General features: G+C 70.3%; 16 protein-coding genes. 2 read left to right on the top strand and 14 right to left on the bottom strand.

Annotated elements, in window-relative coordinates; genetic code table 11:
* Positions 1 to 16: 16 nt before the first annotated feature.
* The 8 genes from ACIBQ1_RS46515 to prcB form a co-directional block, all read right to left on the bottom strand.
* Positions 17 to 661, bottom strand: a complete 645-nt coding sequence (locus tag ACIBQ1_RS46515) for a helix-turn-helix transcriptional regulator (protein ID WP_397287691.1) — start codon at positions 659 to 661, stop codon at positions 17 to 19.
* A 9-nt stretch (positions 662 to 670) separates the two neighbouring features.
* Positions 671 to 1027, bottom strand: coding sequence for a hypothetical protein (locus ACIBQ1_RS46510; protein ID WP_397287689.1), 357 nt, complete (start codon positions 1025 to 1027; stop codon positions 671 to 673).
* A 15-nt stretch (positions 1028 to 1042) separates the two neighbouring features.
* Positions 1043 to 1942 carry an FKBP-type peptidyl-prolyl cis-trans isomerase gene (locus ACIBQ1_RS46505; protein ID WP_397287687.1) on the bottom strand — a complete coding sequence of 300 codons (900 nt, stop codon included), beginning with the start codon at positions 1940 to 1942 and terminating at the stop codon, positions 1043 to 1045.
* An 80-nt stretch (positions 1943 to 2022) separates the two neighbouring features.
* On the bottom strand, positions 2023 to 2955 hold the full coding sequence (locus ACIBQ1_RS46500; protein ID WP_397287685.1) for an FKBP-type peptidyl-prolyl cis-trans isomerase: 933 nt from the start codon (positions 2953 to 2955) through the stop codon (positions 2023 to 2025).
* 74 nt (positions 2956 to 3029) lie between these two features.
* Entirely contained in the window at positions 3030 to 4388 is a 1359-nt protein-coding gene (gene pafA / locus ACIBQ1_RS46495; protein ID WP_397287683.1) for a Pup--protein ligase, read from the bottom strand.
* A 153-nt stretch (positions 4389 to 4541) separates the two neighbouring features.
* The gene (locus tag ACIBQ1_RS46490; RefSeq protein ID WP_397287681.1) at positions 4542 to 5102 is read right to left on the bottom strand and encodes a hypothetical protein; all 561 of its coding nucleotides are present in this window, start codon (positions 5100 to 5102) and stop codon (positions 4542 to 4544) included.
* 354 nt (positions 5103 to 5456) lie between these two features.
* Positions 5457 to 6248: a proteasome subunit alpha gene (gene prcA / locus ACIBQ1_RS46485; RefSeq protein WP_397287827.1), complete on the bottom strand. Its 792-nt coding sequence runs from the start codon at positions 6246 to 6248 to the stop codon at positions 5457 to 5459.
* Between the two features lie 21 nt (positions 6249 to 6269).
* A complete protein-coding gene (gene prcB / locus ACIBQ1_RS46480) occupies positions 6270 to 7118 on the bottom strand; it encodes a proteasome subunit beta (protein ID WP_397287679.1) in 849 nt (282 codons plus the stop codon).
* A gap of 258 nt (positions 7119 to 7376) precedes the next feature.
* Here prcB and ACIBQ1_RS46475 point away from each other — a divergent pair, with 258 nt between their 5' ends.
* Entirely contained in the window at positions 7377 to 8438 is a 1062-nt protein-coding gene (locus ACIBQ1_RS46475) for a DNA polymerase IV (RefSeq protein ID WP_397287677.1), read from the top strand.
* Here ACIBQ1_RS46475 and ACIBQ1_RS46470 read toward each other — a convergent pair.
* Together ACIBQ1_RS46470 and ACIBQ1_RS46465 are read right to left on the bottom strand one after the other, a co-directional pair.
* Entirely contained in the window at positions 8411 to 9409 is a 999-nt protein-coding gene (locus ACIBQ1_RS46470) for an endonuclease VII domain-containing protein (protein ID WP_397287675.1), read from the bottom strand. The genes ACIBQ1_RS46475 and ACIBQ1_RS46470 overlap by 28 nt on opposite strands.
* Before the next feature lie 33 nt (positions 9410 to 9442).
* Positions 9443 to 9652 carry a ubiquitin-like protein Pup gene (locus ACIBQ1_RS46465; RefSeq protein WP_188194040.1) on the bottom strand — a complete coding sequence of 70 codons (210 nt, stop codon included), beginning with the start codon at positions 9650 to 9652 and terminating at the stop codon, positions 9443 to 9445.
* Positions 9653 to 9798: 146 nt separating this feature from the next.
* On the opposite strand from ACIBQ1_RS46465, the gene ACIBQ1_RS46460 reads away from it, so the two are divergent.
* Complete coding sequence (locus ACIBQ1_RS46460; protein WP_397287673.1) at positions 9799 to 10203, top strand: hypothetical protein; 405 nt, start codon at positions 9799 to 9801, stop codon at positions 10201 to 10203.
* Positions 10204 to 10242: 39 nt separating this feature from the next.
* On the opposite strand, the gene dop is transcribed toward ACIBQ1_RS46460, so the two are convergent.
* The 4 genes from dop to hypF all read right to left on the bottom strand — a co-directional run bounded on the left by dop (position 10243) and on the right by hypF (position 16549).
* Positions 10243 to 11757, bottom strand: a complete 1515-nt coding sequence (gene dop, locus ACIBQ1_RS46455; RefSeq protein ID WP_397287671.1) for a depupylase/deamidase Dop — start codon at positions 11755 to 11757, stop codon at positions 10243 to 10245.
* Positions 11758 to 11843: 86 nt separating this feature from the next.
* Positions 11844 to 12923, bottom strand: a complete 1080-nt coding sequence (locus ACIBQ1_RS46450; RefSeq protein ID WP_397287669.1) for an acyltransferase family protein — start codon at positions 12921 to 12923, stop codon at positions 11844 to 11846.
* 67 nt (positions 12924 to 12990) lie between these two features.
* Entirely contained in the window at positions 12991 to 14157 is a 1167-nt protein-coding gene (locus ACIBQ1_RS46445) for a pyridoxal-phosphate dependent enzyme (protein ID WP_397287667.1), read from the bottom strand.
* Positions 14158 to 14308: 151 nt separating this feature from the next.
* Positions 14309 to 16549 carry a carbamoyltransferase HypF gene (gene hypF, locus ACIBQ1_RS46440; RefSeq protein ID WP_397287665.1) on the bottom strand — a complete coding sequence of 747 codons (2241 nt, stop codon included), beginning with the start codon at positions 16547 to 16549 and terminating at the stop codon, positions 14309 to 14311.
* Positions 16550 to 16645 lie beyond the last annotated feature (96 nt).

Here is a 16645-nt window from a genome sequence, read left to right as displayed (position 1 = left end):
CCCTGCGGCTTCTATGTCAATCCTCATTTATTTTAGAAAGGGAGACGCAGCACTCCCCCGGCCGCGGGTCCAGCCTGGCCCGGCCCGGCTCGTCGCCGAGCCCTTCGAGCAGTCCCTGGCACAGGGCCAGGTTCATGGAGCACACCAGCAGCGGCTGCTCCTCGGAGAGCACGTGGAAGGGGCAGTTGCGCAGGCGCAGCGCGCCGCCCTCCTCGTACGGCTCGTAGCCGCGCTCCTGGAGGACCCGCTCGACGGGCTCGCCCGCGTGCCCCTTGGCCAGCCGGGCGCCGGCCTCGCGCGCCGCCCGCTCGGCCCGCTCCTCGGCGCCCAGCGCGTCCACGACCTCGGCCAGGACCGAGGCGAGCGCGGCGTAGTCGCGCGGCGGCAGGCTCACCGCCCGCTCGCCCCTGGCCCGGCGGTAGACCTTGGCGGGCCGGCCGCTGCCCGGCCCCTTCTTGTCCTGCTGCCGGAAGCCGCTCTCCAGCAGCCCGGCCTCGACGAGTTTGTCGAGGTGATGGCCGGCGAGGGTCCTGGAGACGCCCGCGGCCTCGGCCGCCTCTCCCCTGCCCACGTCGCCGCCGCGGGCCGCGACGGCCGCGTACAGGCTGCGGCGTACGGGGTCGTGCAGGAGGGCCAGCGCGTCGAGGTCGTCGCTACTCACATCGGGAGTCTACGAAAGCTTCCGCTCCACGTGCTTGTACGTGCACGCGCGGCTGGCGTTGGACGGGACGTTGCCGTACCTGCGCCAGCACGCCCCCTTCTTGATCACCCAGATGTCGACCCACTCGGGCGCGTGGTACTTGCGGTAGGCGGCCTTGGCGTTGCGCAGCACGCGGTCGGCCACGGCCTTCGCCTGCGCCTTGCCGGAGGCGGAGGTGTTGACCCACGTCGTGCCGGCGTCGCCGCCGACGACGCAGGGCTTCTTGACGCCCTTGCAGAAGGGCGGGCCGGCGGCGGCGGACACGGCCGTGGCTCCGCCGAGGAGGACCGCTAAGGCCGACACGATGACGAGGAATGTACGGATCATGAGGCTCATCCTGCCTCAATACGCGGCGATGAGGTCCACGACGTAGACGAGCGTGTCGGTGCCCGTGATGCCGTGGGCGGGGTCGCCGGCGGGGCCGTAGCCGTACGAGGGCGGGACGACCATCAGGACCCGGCTGCCGGCCGGCACCCCGACCAGGGCCCGCTCCCACCCCTTGAGCACGCCGCCGTCGCCGATCCTGAACGCCTTGGGGCGGCCTCTCGTCCAGGTGGCCTCGAAGACGCGGCGGCTGCCCCAGACCGCGCCCTCGTACTGGGCGACCACGAGCTGCCCGGCCCGCGTGCCGCGCCCGTCGCCCCTGGCCAGCACCTTGGCCTCGAACGCGGCCGGCGGGGCGGTGGCGGGCACCTCCAGCGCGGGCGGGGAGCCGGCGGTGACGCGCACGCCCGCCAGCGAGCCGCCGCCCGCCTCGACCGAGGCGCCCTTGGGGTGGGCGCCGAGGATGTCGACGACGTAGACGAGCTCGTCGCCGGGGCCGACGCCGGGCGGCGGCTGCGCGCCGCGGCGGTACTCCGGCGGGACGGCGGCCACGACCCGGCTGCCGACCCTGCGGCCCCGCAGCGCGCCGTCCAGCCCCGGCGGCAGCTCGCCCAGCGCGAACGCGGCCGGCGTGCCCCGGTCGAAGGTCGAGTCGACCACGCGGTTGTCCTTGCCGTCCCAGACGTGCGCGGTGTACTGGACGATCGCGAGGTCGTCCGCGCCGAGCGGGACGCCCTCACCGCTCTCCAGCTCCTCCACCCGCAGCCCCGCGGCGGGCCCGCCGCCCGCGAAGGCGATCGTCGGCCTGGCGCCGAACGGCCCGCCCACCGTCATGCCGAGGTCGCGCGCGACGCCGCCCGCGCAGCCGGCCAGCAGGAGCAGGACCGGCAGAATCGCGGCGGTACGACGGCGGCGCATCGGTCCTCCCACGCGGCGGGGCTGGGCCTGGCGATGCTACCGCGTCCGGCCCGCGCGGGCGGGCCGGACGGGATGATGGGTCAGGCCGCGCCCAGGATGTCCACCACGAACACCAGGGTGCTCTTGGCGGGAATGCCCTGCTGCTCCTGGTCGCCGTAGCCCAGGTCCGGCGGGATGCTCATCACGACCCGGCTGCCGACCGGCACCCCGGCCAGGCCCTGCTGCCAGCCCTTGATGACCCCCGACAGCGGGAACTCGGCCGGCTGGCCCCGCTCCCAGCTGGAGTCGAACTGCTTGTCGGTGCCCCACAGCTTGCCCGTGTAGTGGACGGTGAGCGTCTGGCTGGCCTCCACCTTCGGGCCGGTGCCCTCGATGAGGGTCTTGACGACGAGCTTGTCCGACGGCTTGTCGTCCGTCTTCGTGGTCAGCGTGGGCGCCTTGTCGCCGCCCGGGCTGACGACCTTGACGCCCTTGAGGCTCTCGCCCGTCTCCTTGCCCGTGGCGGCCTTCAGCGGCGGCGGCTGGGTGCCGACGATGTCGAATACGAACACCTTGGTCGGCTCGGCCGGCTGCTGCGTGGCCTGCTGCGCGGGGACGGAGTCGTTGGCGAGCACGGCCAGCAGCCGCCCGCCGTGCTTGACCTTGGTGAAGCCCTCCTGCAGCACCTGCGGGATCTGCTGGTCGACCGCGATCGTCTCGGGCTTCTTGGTGTCGTAGGAGGAACCCTGCACCGCGTTGCCCTTGCCGTCCCAGTTGTAGACGGTCAAGTTGACGATCACGCGGTCGCCGGACTTGACCCCGTCGCCGTTGCCCGGCTGGATCACCTCGTACGACGACTTGGTGGCGGGCGTGCCGGAGGGGAAGGTCACCGTGGGCTTGGCGCCCACGTCACCGGTGACCTTGACCCCCGTCCCGGCGCCGGTGGTGGCGCCGGTGCTCGCACCGTCGGAGCCGCACGCGGCGGCGAAAAGGATCAATGGCACGGCGGCCAGTACGGCCAGAGCGCGGCGCATGGGTTTCCCTCGGAAAGACGGCAGATTCGCGTCACCCTACCCGACTTCCGGGTAGGCCCGAGGTAAACGCAGCGCTACATCCCGGCTATGAGCTTGTCCACCCTCTCGTCCACGCTTCGGAACGGGTCCTTGCACAGCACCGTGCGCTGGGCCTGGTCATTCAGCTTGAGATGCACCCAGTCGACGGTGAAGTCGCGCCGCTTCTCCTGCGCCTTGCGGATGAACTCGCCGCGCAGCCGCGCCCTGGTCGTCTGCGGCGGCACCGACTTGGCCTCGAAGATCTTCAGGTCGGACGCCACCCGCTCCACCGAGCCGCGCTTCTGCAGCAGGTAGAACAGGCCGCGCTTGCGGTGCACGTCGTGGTAGGCCAGGTCGAGCTGGGCCACCCTGGGCGAGGACAGCGGCAGGTCGTACTTCTTCCGGTAGCGCTCGATGAGCTGGTATTTCGTCACCCAGTCGATCTCCCGCGAGACCAGGTCGAGGTTGCCGGTGTCGACCGCGTGCAGCGTGCGCTCCCACAGCTCCAGCACCCGGTGGGCGATGGCGTCGCCGCCGCGGCGATCGACGAAGTCCTTCGCCTTGGACAGGTATTCCTGCTGGATCTCCAGGCTGGAGGCCTCCCGCCCGTTGGCCAGGCGCACCCGCCGCCGCCCGGTCATGTCGTGGGAGACCTCGCGGATGGCCCTGATCGGGTTTTCCAGCGACAGGTCCCGCATCACGGTGCCCGCCTCGATCATGCGCAGCACCAGGTCGGTGGCGCCGACCTTGAGCAGCATCGTGGTCTCGCTCATGTTGGAGTCGCCGACGATGACGTGCAGGCGGCGGAACCGCTCGGCGTCGGCGTGCGGTTCGTCGCGGGTGTTGATGATGGGCCGGGACCGGGTGGTGGCGCTGGAGACGCCCTCCCAGATGTGCTCGGCCCGCTGTGAGACGCAATAGACGGCGCCGCGCGGAGTCTGCAGGACCTTGCCGGCCCCGCAGATGATCTGCCGCGTCACCAGGAACGGGATCAGCACGTCCGCCAGCCGCCCGAACTCCCCGTGCCTGCCGACCAGGTAGTTCTCGTGGCAGCCGTAGGAGTTTCCGGCTGAGTCCGTGTTGTTCTTGAACAGATAGATGTCACCCGCGATGCCCTCTTCGCGAAGCCGTTTCTCGGCGTCGACCAGCAGGCCCTCGAGAATGCGCTCGCCCGCCTTGTCGTGGGTGACGAGCTCGATGACGTTGTCACACTCGGGTGTTGCGTATTCAGGATGGCTGCCCACGTCGAGGTAGAGACGCGCGCCGTTGCGGAGAAAGACGTTGCTCGATCGGCCCCAGGACACGACTCGCCGGAACAGGTAGCGCGCGACCTCGTCGGGCGACAGCCTGCGCTGCCCCCTGAACGTGCAGGTCACACCGTACTCGTTCTCCAGCCCGAAGATGCGACGATCCATCACCTCACACTATGCCCACGGATCGGCGAGCGGGAGAGATCTTCCAGGTGTTTTCCCACCTGGCCCTCTGAGACCCCTTGTTCATCCCTTTCGTCCCGCGCCCGCCCCCACGAGGCGCGGTGCCGTCCTCCCGCCGTTCCAGGGCCTGCGGCGTCAGGGCGTGTAGATCTCCTGAACCTGGACGATCTTCCCCTTGTAGACCGTGATGAGCGCGGCCTTCCCGTCCCGCTTCATCAGCACGGACCTGGAACAACGCTTGTTGCCGAGCCCCGTCTTCCGGTTGACCGTCATGTCGCCCTCCGACTTCCCGCAGCCGAACGCCGACAGGTAGACCACGTCCTTGGCGACGGGCGAGGCGTAGGCCATGACGTCGCCCTCGGGCGGGGCCACGAAGTAACCCTCGGTCTCGGTGCCCTTCTTCCACTTGATGGGCTCGTACTCGGCCACGTCGCCGCGGATCTCGGTGATCCAGCCGCGCAGGACGCCGTCGTGACGGGAGTGGATGCCCTTGGTGAAGTCGTGCTTCGGGTCGGCCTGGAAGCTCGTGCCGAAGGGCTTGGGCGCCTTGAACTTGGGGAAGGCCGCGGCGGCGGACACGGACGACGCGCCCGCCGCACCGGCCGCCGCGGGGGCGGCGTGGGCGGCCACGCCGGAGCTCAGCACCACGGCCACGGCGGCACCTGCCACCAGGAAACCACGCTTGGGAGTGTTCACGGATTCTGAGATCCGCCATCACCATCCGAAGTTCGCCCCAACCACAGTGATACAGATCACACTCCCCCGGCCCTCCCGCCACTCCCGCTCCCCCGGCACCACCCTGACCACCCCTTGCCCCGCCTTCCGGGCTCCCTCTCACCGCCACCGCCCGCGCCCGTCGCCGTTTCCCGCTCCCGCCGCGGGCCTCCAGCCCACCCCTCACCGCCCGCCGTCCCGCCCTTGCCACCGCGCACACTCCGGTGGCCATACCACGCGCACGCCACCGCTGCCGCATCCCCCGCACCAGAAACCAACGCAAAACCCGCCAGGCGCCGCCGTAGCGGCCCCTGGCGGGTTCGGAAAGCGGGACGGCTACAGCGGCGCCGAGCCGTCGTCCACGTCGCCCTCAGGCCCCGTGGGAGGCGGGGTGTCCCCCGAGGGCTTGGCCGCGGGCGGCGGGGTGGCCGGCGCGGGCGGGGTGGTGGTCTGGGCCAGCAGGCGCTCCAGGCGGGCGCCCGTGAGCCGCAGGAACTTGCGGTGCTCCCGGTTGCGGTCGAGGACCGCCACCTCCAGCTGCGCCACCGGCGGCCGCTCGCCACCCGGCTCGGTGAGCGCCGTCAGCGCCACCTCCAGCGCGTCGGCCAGCGACATCGACTCGCGGTAGCGCTCCTTGAGCCGCGTGGCCACCGCCTCCGCCTGGCCGCCCATGGCCGCGAAGCCGTGCTCGTCGAAGACCGACCCGTCGAAGGTGAGCCGGTAGATCGCGTCGCCGTCCTTGCTCTCGCCGACCTCGGCGACCACGACCTCCACCTCCAGCGACTTGATCGACTCGGTGAAGATGCGGCCCAGGTTGGAGGCGTACAGGTTGGCCAGGCCGCGCCCGGTCACGTCGGAGCGGTCGTAGGTGTAGCCGTTGATGTCGGCGTAGCGGATGCCGCCGAGCCGCAGCTCCTCGAACTCGTTGTAGCGGCCCACGGCCGCGAACCCGATGCGGTCGTAGATCTCGCTGATCTTGTGCAGCGCCCGCGACGGGTTGGGCGCGACGAACAGGATGCCGTCGACGTACTGCAGCACGACGACGGAACGGCCCCGCGCGATGCCCTTGCGCGCGTAGTCGGCCTTGTCCCGCATGATCTGCTCAGGGGACGCATATCCAAAAGGCATGGACACGTGCGGTGGTCCTTTCTAGCGCAGCGGGGCGATGGGGCCGTCGGGCGAGATCAGGCGGGCTTCGAGCATCTGCTCCACGTAGTCGGAGACCTGCTCCTCGCTCAGCCGGCGGAAGCCGTCCGCGTCGATCACCGACACGATCGGCCAGATCCGCCTGGTCACATCGGGCCCGCCGGTCGCCGAGTCGTCGTCGGCGGCGTCGTAGAGGGCCTGGATGAGGGTCATCGCCATGTCATCGGCCGTCGCGCCGTCGCGGTAGAGCTTCTTCAGCGAGCCGCGCGCGAAGATCGAGCCGGAACCGATCGCGTCGAACCTGTCCCGCTCGTACGGCCCGCCCGCGACGTCGTAGCTGAAGATGCGCCCCTCGTCCTTGTCGGGGTCGTACGCGGCGAACAGCGGCACCACCACCAGCCCCTGCATCGCCATCGCCAGGTTGCCCCTGATCATGGTGGCCAGCCGGTTGGCCTTGCCGGCCACCGACATCGTGCGGCCCTCGAGCTTCTCGTAGTGCTCCAGCTCCACCCGGAACAGCCGGGCGAACTCGATGCCGGTGCTGGCCGTGCCCGCGATGCCCATGCACGAGTAGTCGTCGGTGCGGAACACCTTCTCCACGTCGCGCTGGGAGATGATGTTGCCCGACGTCGCCCGCCGGTCGCCCGCCATGAGCACGCCACCGGCGAAGGTGGCGGCCACGATCGTCGTCGCGTGCGGGACCTGGTCGCCGATCGGGGTGGCCAGCACCTCATCCCGCTGCGGCAGCAAATCAGGCGCATACGAGCTGACAAACTCCGAGAACGAGGAACTTCCGGTGTTGCGGAAAAGCTGGTTGACCAAGCCGGCGGGCAGATCCCTGTGCGATGCCACGCGACTCCCTCCAAACGTCAGTGTTCCTAGGGCGACCCTACTCATGTTGCGTTGTTGTCTGCACTTCCCACGATCAGCTCACGGCGAACCCGCGTGATCACACGTCACCCCGTTCCGTGCTCGGATCGTTTCTTACGGCTCCCCGCGGCCGTGCGGCCCTCGGCACCTCCGCACGTCCAGAACAAGGAGGCCGACCTGCGATTCCCCGGCCGACCTGCGACGACCGGCTCCACACCACCCCACGACATACTTGGGACCATGAGGGACTGGATCCTCCACGTCGACCTCGACCAGTTCATCGCCGCCGTCGAGCTCCTCCGCCACCCCGAGCTCCGCGGCAAACCCGTCGTCGTCGGCGGCTCGGGAGACCCCACCCAACCCCGCACCGTCGCCGCCACCGCCACCTACGAAGCCCGCGAACACGGCATCCACTCCGGCACGCCACTGCGCACCGCGCTCAAACGCTGCCCCGAAGCGATCTTCCTGCCCAGCGACCCACCCGCCTACGAAGCCGCCTCCGCCCACGTCATGGCCGTACTCCGCGAATTCCCCGTACGCGTCGAAATCTGGGGCTGGGACGAAGCCTTCCTCGGCGCCACCACCGACGACCCCGAAACCCTCGCCGGCACCATCCGCCGAACCGTACAAGAGCGCACCCAGCTGTCCTGCTCCATCGGCATCGGCGACAACAAACACCAGGCCAAACTCGCCTCAGGCCTCGCCAAACCCGCCGGAATCTACCGCCTCACCAGCGACAACTGGGCCGAGATCATGAACGACCGCCCCACCGACGCCCTCTGGGGCATCGGCGCCAAGATCTCCAAAAAGCTCGCCGCCCTCGGCCTCCACACCGTCGCCCAACTCGCCTCCGCCGACCCCGCCCACCTCGCCCGCCACTTCGGCCCCACCAACGGCCCCTGGTACCGCTACCTCGCACTCGGCAAAGGCGAAGCCGAAGTCGTCACCACACCCTGGATCGCCCGCGGCCACAGCCGCGAAACTACCTTCCAGCACGACCTCACCGACGAAACCGACATCGCCCGCCACATCGCCGACCTCGCCACCCAGGTCGCCCACGACGCCCGCGAAGCCGCCCGCGAAATCACCCGGGTCTCGGTCAAGGTCCGCTTCACCCCGTTCCTCACCCGAACCCGCCAGTCAAAACTCCCCGCCCCCACCACGGACCCGGCCACCGTCCAGCAGGCGGCCCTCACCATCCTCACCCGCTTCGACCTCACCCGCCCGGTCCGCCTCCTGGGCGTCGCCGTCGACTACACCCTCCCCGAAGCCGATCAGCCCACCCTCGACACCGTCGAATAGAACTCCCCCCGAAGCCTCTCCTCAGCCTCGACCAACCCCCGAAACTCCTCCTCGGAAACCTCGACGTCGTCGAACTCCTCAACGGTCGCCTCCACATAAGAAAGCGCCCGCCACACCACACCGGGATCATCCCGGAACTGCCCGATCCCCGTATTGCACGGCAGACACAGCGCATACCGCACATCCCCGGTGCGATGGCAATGGTCCACATGCTCGGGCGGCCGATCCCAGCACACCACGCACAAACCATGCTGAGCCGAGATCATCCGCTCGACGTCCTCATGCCGCACCTGATATCGCCGCGCCAGGTGATAACTCCGCGTCGGCGCCACCTCATCGGAGGCACGCGGCCGCGGGAGGACCACGAACTCGGGCCAGAGAATCTCCCCGTCCAGATAAAGGGCCGCCAACTCCAGCAACACCAGATTGTCGCCGAAGTGGCCGAGCCCGTTGTTGCAGTTGAAACAGAGAATGCCCCGGACCTGGCCGGTCGCGTGACTGTGGTCGACGAACGTGCCGGGCACGACCCGGCAGACGGCGCAGAGCCCGCCCTGGTGGGCGAGCATGCGCTCGAAGTCGTCCTCGGTGATGCCGTAACGGCGCTTCAGGTGGTAGTTGCGAGTGCTGCCATGGTGCTTGATGCGGTTCTCGCGCATCACTCGGTTATGACACGGCTTGCAGTAATGAGTGAGCCCGTCTTTCTCCGACTTGTTCTTTCCGAAGTCGCTGATCGGCCTGATCTCCGCACAGCGGGGACAGTATTTCTGCCCATCGGGCACTTCAACACGCTCACGCACGGTCTTCCCTTGTTCCTCCATGCGCTTGCGGTAACTCTGCGTGTGACGCCGTTGGAAGCAGGCCTTGCAATATCGCGCCAGCCCATCGGCCATCCGCTTATTGCGCCCGAACGCGGAGACCTCCTTTTCCTCCCCGCAGTCCGGGCACCGCTTGAACCCATCCGGCGTCTCCACCGATCCCCTCCTTTCCGATGTCCGATTTATCCCCTATTGCCCGCCCTTCTGTACGTATGACCTGACAAATTCCTCTGCGTTCTCTTCGAGAACTTCGTCGATTTCGTCCAGAATTGCGTCGACATCGTCAGTGAGCTTCTCCTGCCGCTCCTGAACGTCCGGCGCCGCCGAGGCCTCGGTCTCCTCGACTTCGGTCTCGCGCCGACCGGTCTGCTTCTGGCCGCCGGTGTCCTTGGTTGCCATGTCCTACCTCCGGTTGGGGGACTGCCTCTAGGCATATCTTCCCCGAACCGGGCGACATTTCGCGCCGATCGCCCAGCGATCTTGCCGCCTTGACTAGATAGTCAAGCTATCCAATAATGGATCCACCGACACACGAGGAGGTTCCGATGTCCCCCGCATCCTTGAGCACGGCTGGTGTGCTCCTCATCACAGTCCCCGGCGTGGCCTTCGGCGGCGTCACCCTGCTGAAGTTCCTGATGCGCGACGTCCCCGGCTATCTGGACAACCCCGTCCGGCGCGGCCTGTGGCGGGCCGGGCACGCGCATGCGGGCGTGCTGGTGCTGTTCTCCCTGGTGGCGATGCTCTACGTGGACCAGGCGGGTCTGCCGGAGGGCGTGAAGGCCCTGACGCGGACGTTGATCGTGGCCGCGCCGATCCTGATGCCGCTGGGTTTCTTCCTGTCGGTGGTGCGTCCGAGTGACACGAAGCCGAGCAGGTTGATCTGGTTGACGGTGGCGGGCGGGGCGTGCCTGGCGGTGGGCACGCTGACGCTGGGTGTGGGCCTGCTGTAGGAGACCGGCCGCCGAAGGGCCGGTCTCCCCTCAGAGGGGCTAGTCGCCGCCGGTGAGGGCGGCGACGAGGTCGGCGGCGGTGCGGCAGCGGTCGAAGAGTTCGCCGACGTGGGCCTTGGTGCCGCGCAGTGGTTCGAGGGTGGGTACGCGCTGGAGCGATTCGCGGCCGGGGATGTCGAAGATGACGGAGTCCCAGGAGGCGGCGGCGACGGATTCGCTGTATTGGCGCAGGCATCGGCCGCGGAAGTAGGCGCGGGTGTCGGTGGGCGGGTGTTCGACGGCGCGCTGGACTTCGTCTTCGGTGACGAGGCGTTGCATGCGTCCGCGGGCGACGAGGCGGTTGTAGAGGCCGCGGTCGGGGCGGATGTCGGAGTATTGCAGGTCGACGAGCTGGAGCCTGGGGTGGGACCAGGGGAGGCTGTCGCGGGTGCGGTAGCCCTCGAGGAGTTCGAGTTTGGCGACCCAGTCGAGTTCGCGGGACAGCTGCATGGGGTCTTCGGCGAGTCGGGTGAGGACGGATTCCCAGCGGTCGAGGATGTCCTTGTTCATCTCCTCTTGGGCGGTGCCTCGCTCTTCGACGTATTTGCGCGCTTGTTCGAGGTATTCCATCTGGAGCTGGACGGCGGTGAGCTTGCGGCCGTCGCGCATGGCGATCTCGTAGCGGCAGGTGGGGTCGTGGGAGACGGCCCGGAGGGCTTGTACGGGGTTCTCGACGGCGAGGTCGCGGGTGAGGAAGCCTTCTTCGATCATGGCGAGGACGAGGGCGGTGGAGCCCAGCTTCAGATATGTCGAAATTTCCGACATGTTGGCGTCGCCGATGATCACGTGCAGCCGCCGGTACTTCTCGGGGTCGGCGTGCGGCTCGTCGCGGGTGTTGATGATGGGCCGCTTGAGCGTGGTCTCGAGGCCGACCTCGACCTCGAAGAAGTCGGCGCGCTGGCTGATCTGGAAGCCTTCGCCGCGGGAGTCCTGGCCGATGCCGACCTTGCCGGCGCCGACGACGACCTGGCGGGAGACGAAGAAGGGGGTCAGGTGCCGGACGATGTCGGCGAAGGGGGTGGCGCGCCGCATGAGGTAGTTCTCGTGGCAGCCGTAGGAGGCGCCTTTGGCGTCGGTGTTGTTCTTGTAGAGCTGGATGGGGGCGTTGGCCGGGATCGCGGAGGCCCGGGTGGCGGCGTCGTACATCACGCGTTCGCCGGCTTTGTCCCAGATGACGGCGGCCCGGGGGTTGGTGCATTCGGGCGAGCTGTATTCGGGGTGGGCGTGGTCGACGTAGAGCCGGGCGCCGTTGGTGAGGATGACGTTGGCCAGGCCGAGGTCCTCGTCGGTCAGCTGGCTGGGGTCGGCGACCTCTCTGGCCAGGTCGAAGCCGCGCGCGTCGCGTAGCGGGTTTTCTTCCTCGAAGTCCCACCGGGCCCTGCGCGCCCGGGCCGCCGAGGCGGCCAGGTAGGCGTTGACGACCTGTGAGGAGGTCACCATCGCGTTGGCGCCTGGCTGGCCGGGTACGGAGATGCCGTACTCGGTCTCGATGCCCATCACCCGACGCACCGTCATCCAACACCCTCTGTTCGTCCGGGTCTGTCTATCCGCCGTTTATATGCCCGAGCCTATGCCCTTCACAGTGCCCCAAGGCCACAGAGTTATGGCACCGACGCCTTTTCAACCTGTACGGCCGGAGCTGATGGGGTTTGCGGGGGTCTGCGAGGCTTGAGTAGCCGCTGGATGGGGCGTTCGGCAAAGGAGTACACGAGATACGACAGCACCACGGCCGTCAGGACGGTCGTGGTGGCGACGGCCCAGGGGGGCATGAGGCCGGTGAGCACTGGGATGAGGGCCACCGCGACGACGCCATGGAACAGGTAAAGCGGGTATGTGATGCCGCCGAGCGCGGTGAGCGTCTTGGACGGTTTGAGCCGGATCAGCCCGAGGGCGGCGACGGCCATCACGGCGAAGATCAGCGTGATGGTGATGATCACGCTGACGTCGGTGACGGGCATGTTCTTGAACCCGACGTTGTCGACGCGCCGGTGCACCCGGTCGAGCGCGGAGCCGATCGACAGGGCGTACCCGCCGGCCACGTAGAGCCACGGGAGCCAGGCGCTGCCGCGTTTGTGAATGAGGTAGAGGGACATGCCGGCGATGAAGTAGGGCGCGTAGTCGGGCATGACGATCTCGTTGACGATCTCGTTGCCGAGCCGGTCGGCGCCGAAGGCGGCCACCAGCCAGACACCGGAGAAGATCAGGACGCGCCCGTACGTGACCCCGATGATCACGAGGATGGCCATCAGCAGGTAGAAGCGCAGCTCCGCCCAGAGCGACCAGTAGACCTGGCTGGCGTCGGTGACCTTGAACAACCGCTGGAACATGGTGGCGTTCACCAGGTATTCGCCTGGTGAAAGTTTTGGGTCGAGCGCCTTGGCGCCGGTGAGCCCGTAGAGCGCCGCGGTGGCGCCGAGGCTGAGCCAGTACGCGGGATAGAGACGGACGAGCCTGGAGTGGGCGAACCCGCCGAGGCCGCGCCCCCACACGGTCATGAGGATGACGAACCCGCTGATGATGAAGAACAGCTCGACTCCGAGAATGCCTAACCCCGCGAAGGGCGCCAGCGGCGGGAACAGCGCGGCGGGCCTGGCCCCCCAGACGGACGCGTACGCCACCAGGTAGTGGAAGGCGACGACCGCCAGGGCGGCGATGAAACGCAGGAGGTCGAGCTCGGCCAACCGGCCGTCCCCCCGAGCATGCTTGGGCCGGTTAGGTGCGTGCACGCCATTTTTGACGTCACCTGGATCACTTTGGTTCCACCGGACCCTCGGTTCCCACGACCAGAGGGCGGGAGGCGTCGTCGAGCCCGAGCGCGTCGCGGGCCGCCGGGGTGAGGGCGAGCAGCCCGGCGGCTCCGGCGGCGCCGCACTCCGACAGGTGCACGCCGTGCCCGGCGAGGAGGCGGGCGGCGTCGGCCGCCTGCTCGTCGGTGATCGTCATGTAGAGGTCGGCGAGGTGGTGCAGGAACTGGTGGGCGATGAGGGAGGGCTCCAGGCAGTCGAGCCGGCCGAGGGTGGTGTGGCCGCCCTGGACGCGTACGGGCTCGCCGGCGCGGGCGCTTTCGAGCAGGCAGGCCGCGCCTTCCGGCTCGACCACGACGATCTTGGGCTGTTCGCCCCAGCGGTCGCGCACGTATCCGGCCGCGGCGGTGGCGAGCCCGCCGACGCCGGCCTGGACGAACACGTGGGTGGGCGCGCCCGCGGCGCTCCGGGGCGCGCTGTGGCCGCCGGTCGCGGCCGAGGAGCCGTTGAGGCTGCCCGAGTACGCCTCAAGACCGGCGGGCGCCCCTGAGGACGCGGCAGGGCTGCCGGTCTCCGGGGGGACGGCGGGCAGGGCGCCGGGGTCGGCGAGCTCGTCGAACAGGACGGTGTAGCCGCGCATGATGTCGAGCGGGATGCCGGTGTAGCCGTTCCAGGAGCTGTCGGCGACCAGCCGCCAGCCGTGCCGCTCGGCGGCCTGGACGGCGGCGGCCATGCTGGCCTCGTAGTCCTCGCCGCTGCGCCGCACCTCGGCGCCGAGCCCGCGCAGCCGCTGCGCGAACGCCTCGGGGACGCCTTCGCTGAGGTACACGACGCAGTCCACGCCGACCTCGGCGGCTCCGGAGGCGACGGAGATCCCGTGGTTGCCCGCGCTGGCGCACACGAACGGCGTGCCGCCGCCCTCGTGCTCGGCGAGCAGGTGCACGGCGTACGCGCCGCCGAGCGCCTTGAAGCTGCCCAGCCCCATGCGCCCGCTCTCGTCCTTGACGTGGACGGCTTCGGTCCCGGCCAGGCCCGGCAGGGTGTGCACCGGCGTGGGCCGGTAGGAGGGGTGCCGGGCGAAGTGCGCGCGGGCCTGGCGGGCGTGCTCGGTCCCGATGAGCGCGCGGTCGTGCGCGGTGTACGGGGTCCGGGCAGGGTTGAGGTACTCCATGATCGCCATGCTAGGCGGGCCCGCCGCTCTCCCCCGGCCCGCCACTCCGCGCCGGTGCGGGGCGGATGAAGGGCCGATGAAGGGGCCGGTGCGGTGCCGGTGCGGTGCCGGTACAGGACCGATGAGGGGCCGCTGAGGGACAGGTGGGCGGTCAGGCGCGGTCGCGGGCGGCGGCGACGGCGGCCTGGCCGAGGCTGACGCCGCCGTCGCCGGGCGGCACGCGCACGTGCTTGAGCACCCGGAACCCGGCCGCGCGCAGCCGGGCCACGGTGCCCTCCAGGAGCAGCGCGTTCTGGAACATCCCGCCCGACAGCGCCACCGCCGACAGCCCGGTGGAGTGGCGCAGGCTGTCGCAGGCGCGGGTGACGGCGTCGGCGAGGCCGTTGTGGAAGCGGCCGGCGATCGCGCGGGTGCATGCCCCGGCCGCCAGGTCCGCGGCGGCGGCCCGGACGAGGTCGGAGCCCTGCACGACGAGCAGGTCGCCGCAGGCGATCCCGGCCTCGTACGTGCCGCGCTCGGCCGGGTCGGCGTGCTGTTCGAGTTCGATGGCCGCCTGCCCGTCGTAGCTGATCTTGTCGCGGATGCCGAGCACCGCCGCGACGGCGTCGAAGAGGCGGGCCGCGCTGGAGGTCAGCGGGGCGGCGGGGGCGAGCGCGAGGGCGTCGGCCCAGGGGTTGCGGCGGGCCACGTCCAGGCCGGGGTGGTCGTCGCCGAGGTAGGCGGCGGCCATGCGCCAGGGCTGCCGGACGGCGGCGGTCCCGCCCGGCATGGGGACCTGGGCGAGGTGGCCGAGGCGTTCGAAGGAGGTCAGGTCGGCGCGGAGGAACTCGCCGCCCCACAGGGCCCCGTCGGGGCCGTGGCCGAGCCCGTCGAGGGCGACGCCGAGCACGGGCCCGGGGTCGCCGTTGTCGGCCAGGCAGGAGGCGATGTGGGCGTGGTGGTGCTGGACGCCGAGGAGTTCGGCGCCGTGGATCTCCATGGCGTGCCGGGTGGACAGGTAGCCGGGGTGCAGGTCGTGCGCCACGACCTCGGGCCGGATGCCGAACAGGCCGCAGTAGTGGTCGATGCCCTCGACGAACGACCGCAGCGTCTCGTGGTTCTCCAGGTCGCCGATGTGCTGGGAGACGAACGCGCGCCGCCCCTGGACCAGGCAGAAGGTGCTCTTGCGCTCGGCGCCGCAGGCGAGCACCGGCCGGGGCGCGGGCCAGCGCAGGGCGAGCGGCTCGGGCGCGTACCCGCGGGCGCGGCGCAGCACGGTCACCTCGCCGGCCATGGGCCGCACGACCGAGTCGTCGGTGCGTACGTGGATGGGGCGGTCGTGGACGAGGAAGGCGTCGGCGATGCCGCTGAGCCGGGTCAGCGCGTCGTCGTCCTCGTAGGCGATGGGCTCGCCGGAGACGTTCGCGCCGGTGAGGACCATGGGTTCGGCGAGCTCGGCGAGCAGGAGGTGGTGCAGGGCGGTGTAGGGCAGCATGAGGCCGAGGCTGCGGGTGGCGGGCGCGACGGAGGCGGCGACGGGCGCGCCGGGCAGGCGGGGCAGCAGCACGATGGGCCGGGCACGGCCGGTGAGCAGCTCGGCGGCGTGGTCGTCGATCTCGCACAGCCGCCGCGCCTGCGCCAGGTCGGCCACCATGACGGCGAACGGCTGCTCCTCCCGGTGCTTGCGGCCGCGCAGCAGGGCGGCGGCCCGCTCGTCGGCGGCGGGCACGGCGAGGTGGAAGCCGCCCAGGCCCTTGACGGCGAGCACGCGCCCGGCGCGCAGCAGCGTGACGGCGCCGGCGACGGGGTCGCCGCACAGCTCGGTGCCTCGGGCGTCGCGCAGCCGCAGCTGGGGCCCGCAGTCGGGGCAGCAGGTGGGCTGGGCGTGGAAGCGGCGGTTGCCCGGGGCGTGGTACTCGGCGGCGCACGCCTGGCACATGCCGAAGCCGGCCATGGTGGTCAGGGGCCGGTCGTAGGGGACGCCGCGCACGATCGTGAAGCGGGGCCCGCAGCCGGCGCAGTTGATGAACGGGTAGCCGTGGCGGCGGTCGGCGGGGTCGGCCAGCTCGCGCAGGCAGTCGTCGCAGGTGGCGCGGTCGGCGCAGACGAGGGGGCGCAGCGGGCCCGACGGGACGCCGGCGGCGATGGTGAAGCCGCGGTGGCCGGCGGGCCGGGCGCTGACGACGGTGACGCGTTCGATCTCGGACAGGGCGGGCGCGTCGCGTTCGAGCGCGGTCAGGAACTCCTCGACGCCCGCCAGAGCGCCCTCGATCTCGATGTGCACCCCGTCGACGTCGTTGCGCACGCGCCCGGCCAAACCCAGACGGCTGGCGAGCGAGCGGACGAAGGGGCGGAAGCCGACGCCCTGGACGACGCCTTCGACGTGCACGTCAACTCGTTTGAGCGTGGTCATCAGCCCAGTGTGCGCCTGATCGGGGCGGCGTGCATGCGTATCGGCCGTGTCACCTTCGGCGTCGTCGCGCTGCCCGCGGGCCGGGGGTCCGGACAT

Source organism: Nonomuraea sp. NPDC050153 (assembly GCF_044460125.1).
Lineage (GTDB): Bacteria > Actinomycetota > Actinomycetes > Streptosporangiales > Streptosporangiaceae > Nonomuraea.
This window is presented reverse-complemented; position numbering and strand designations above follow the sequence as displayed.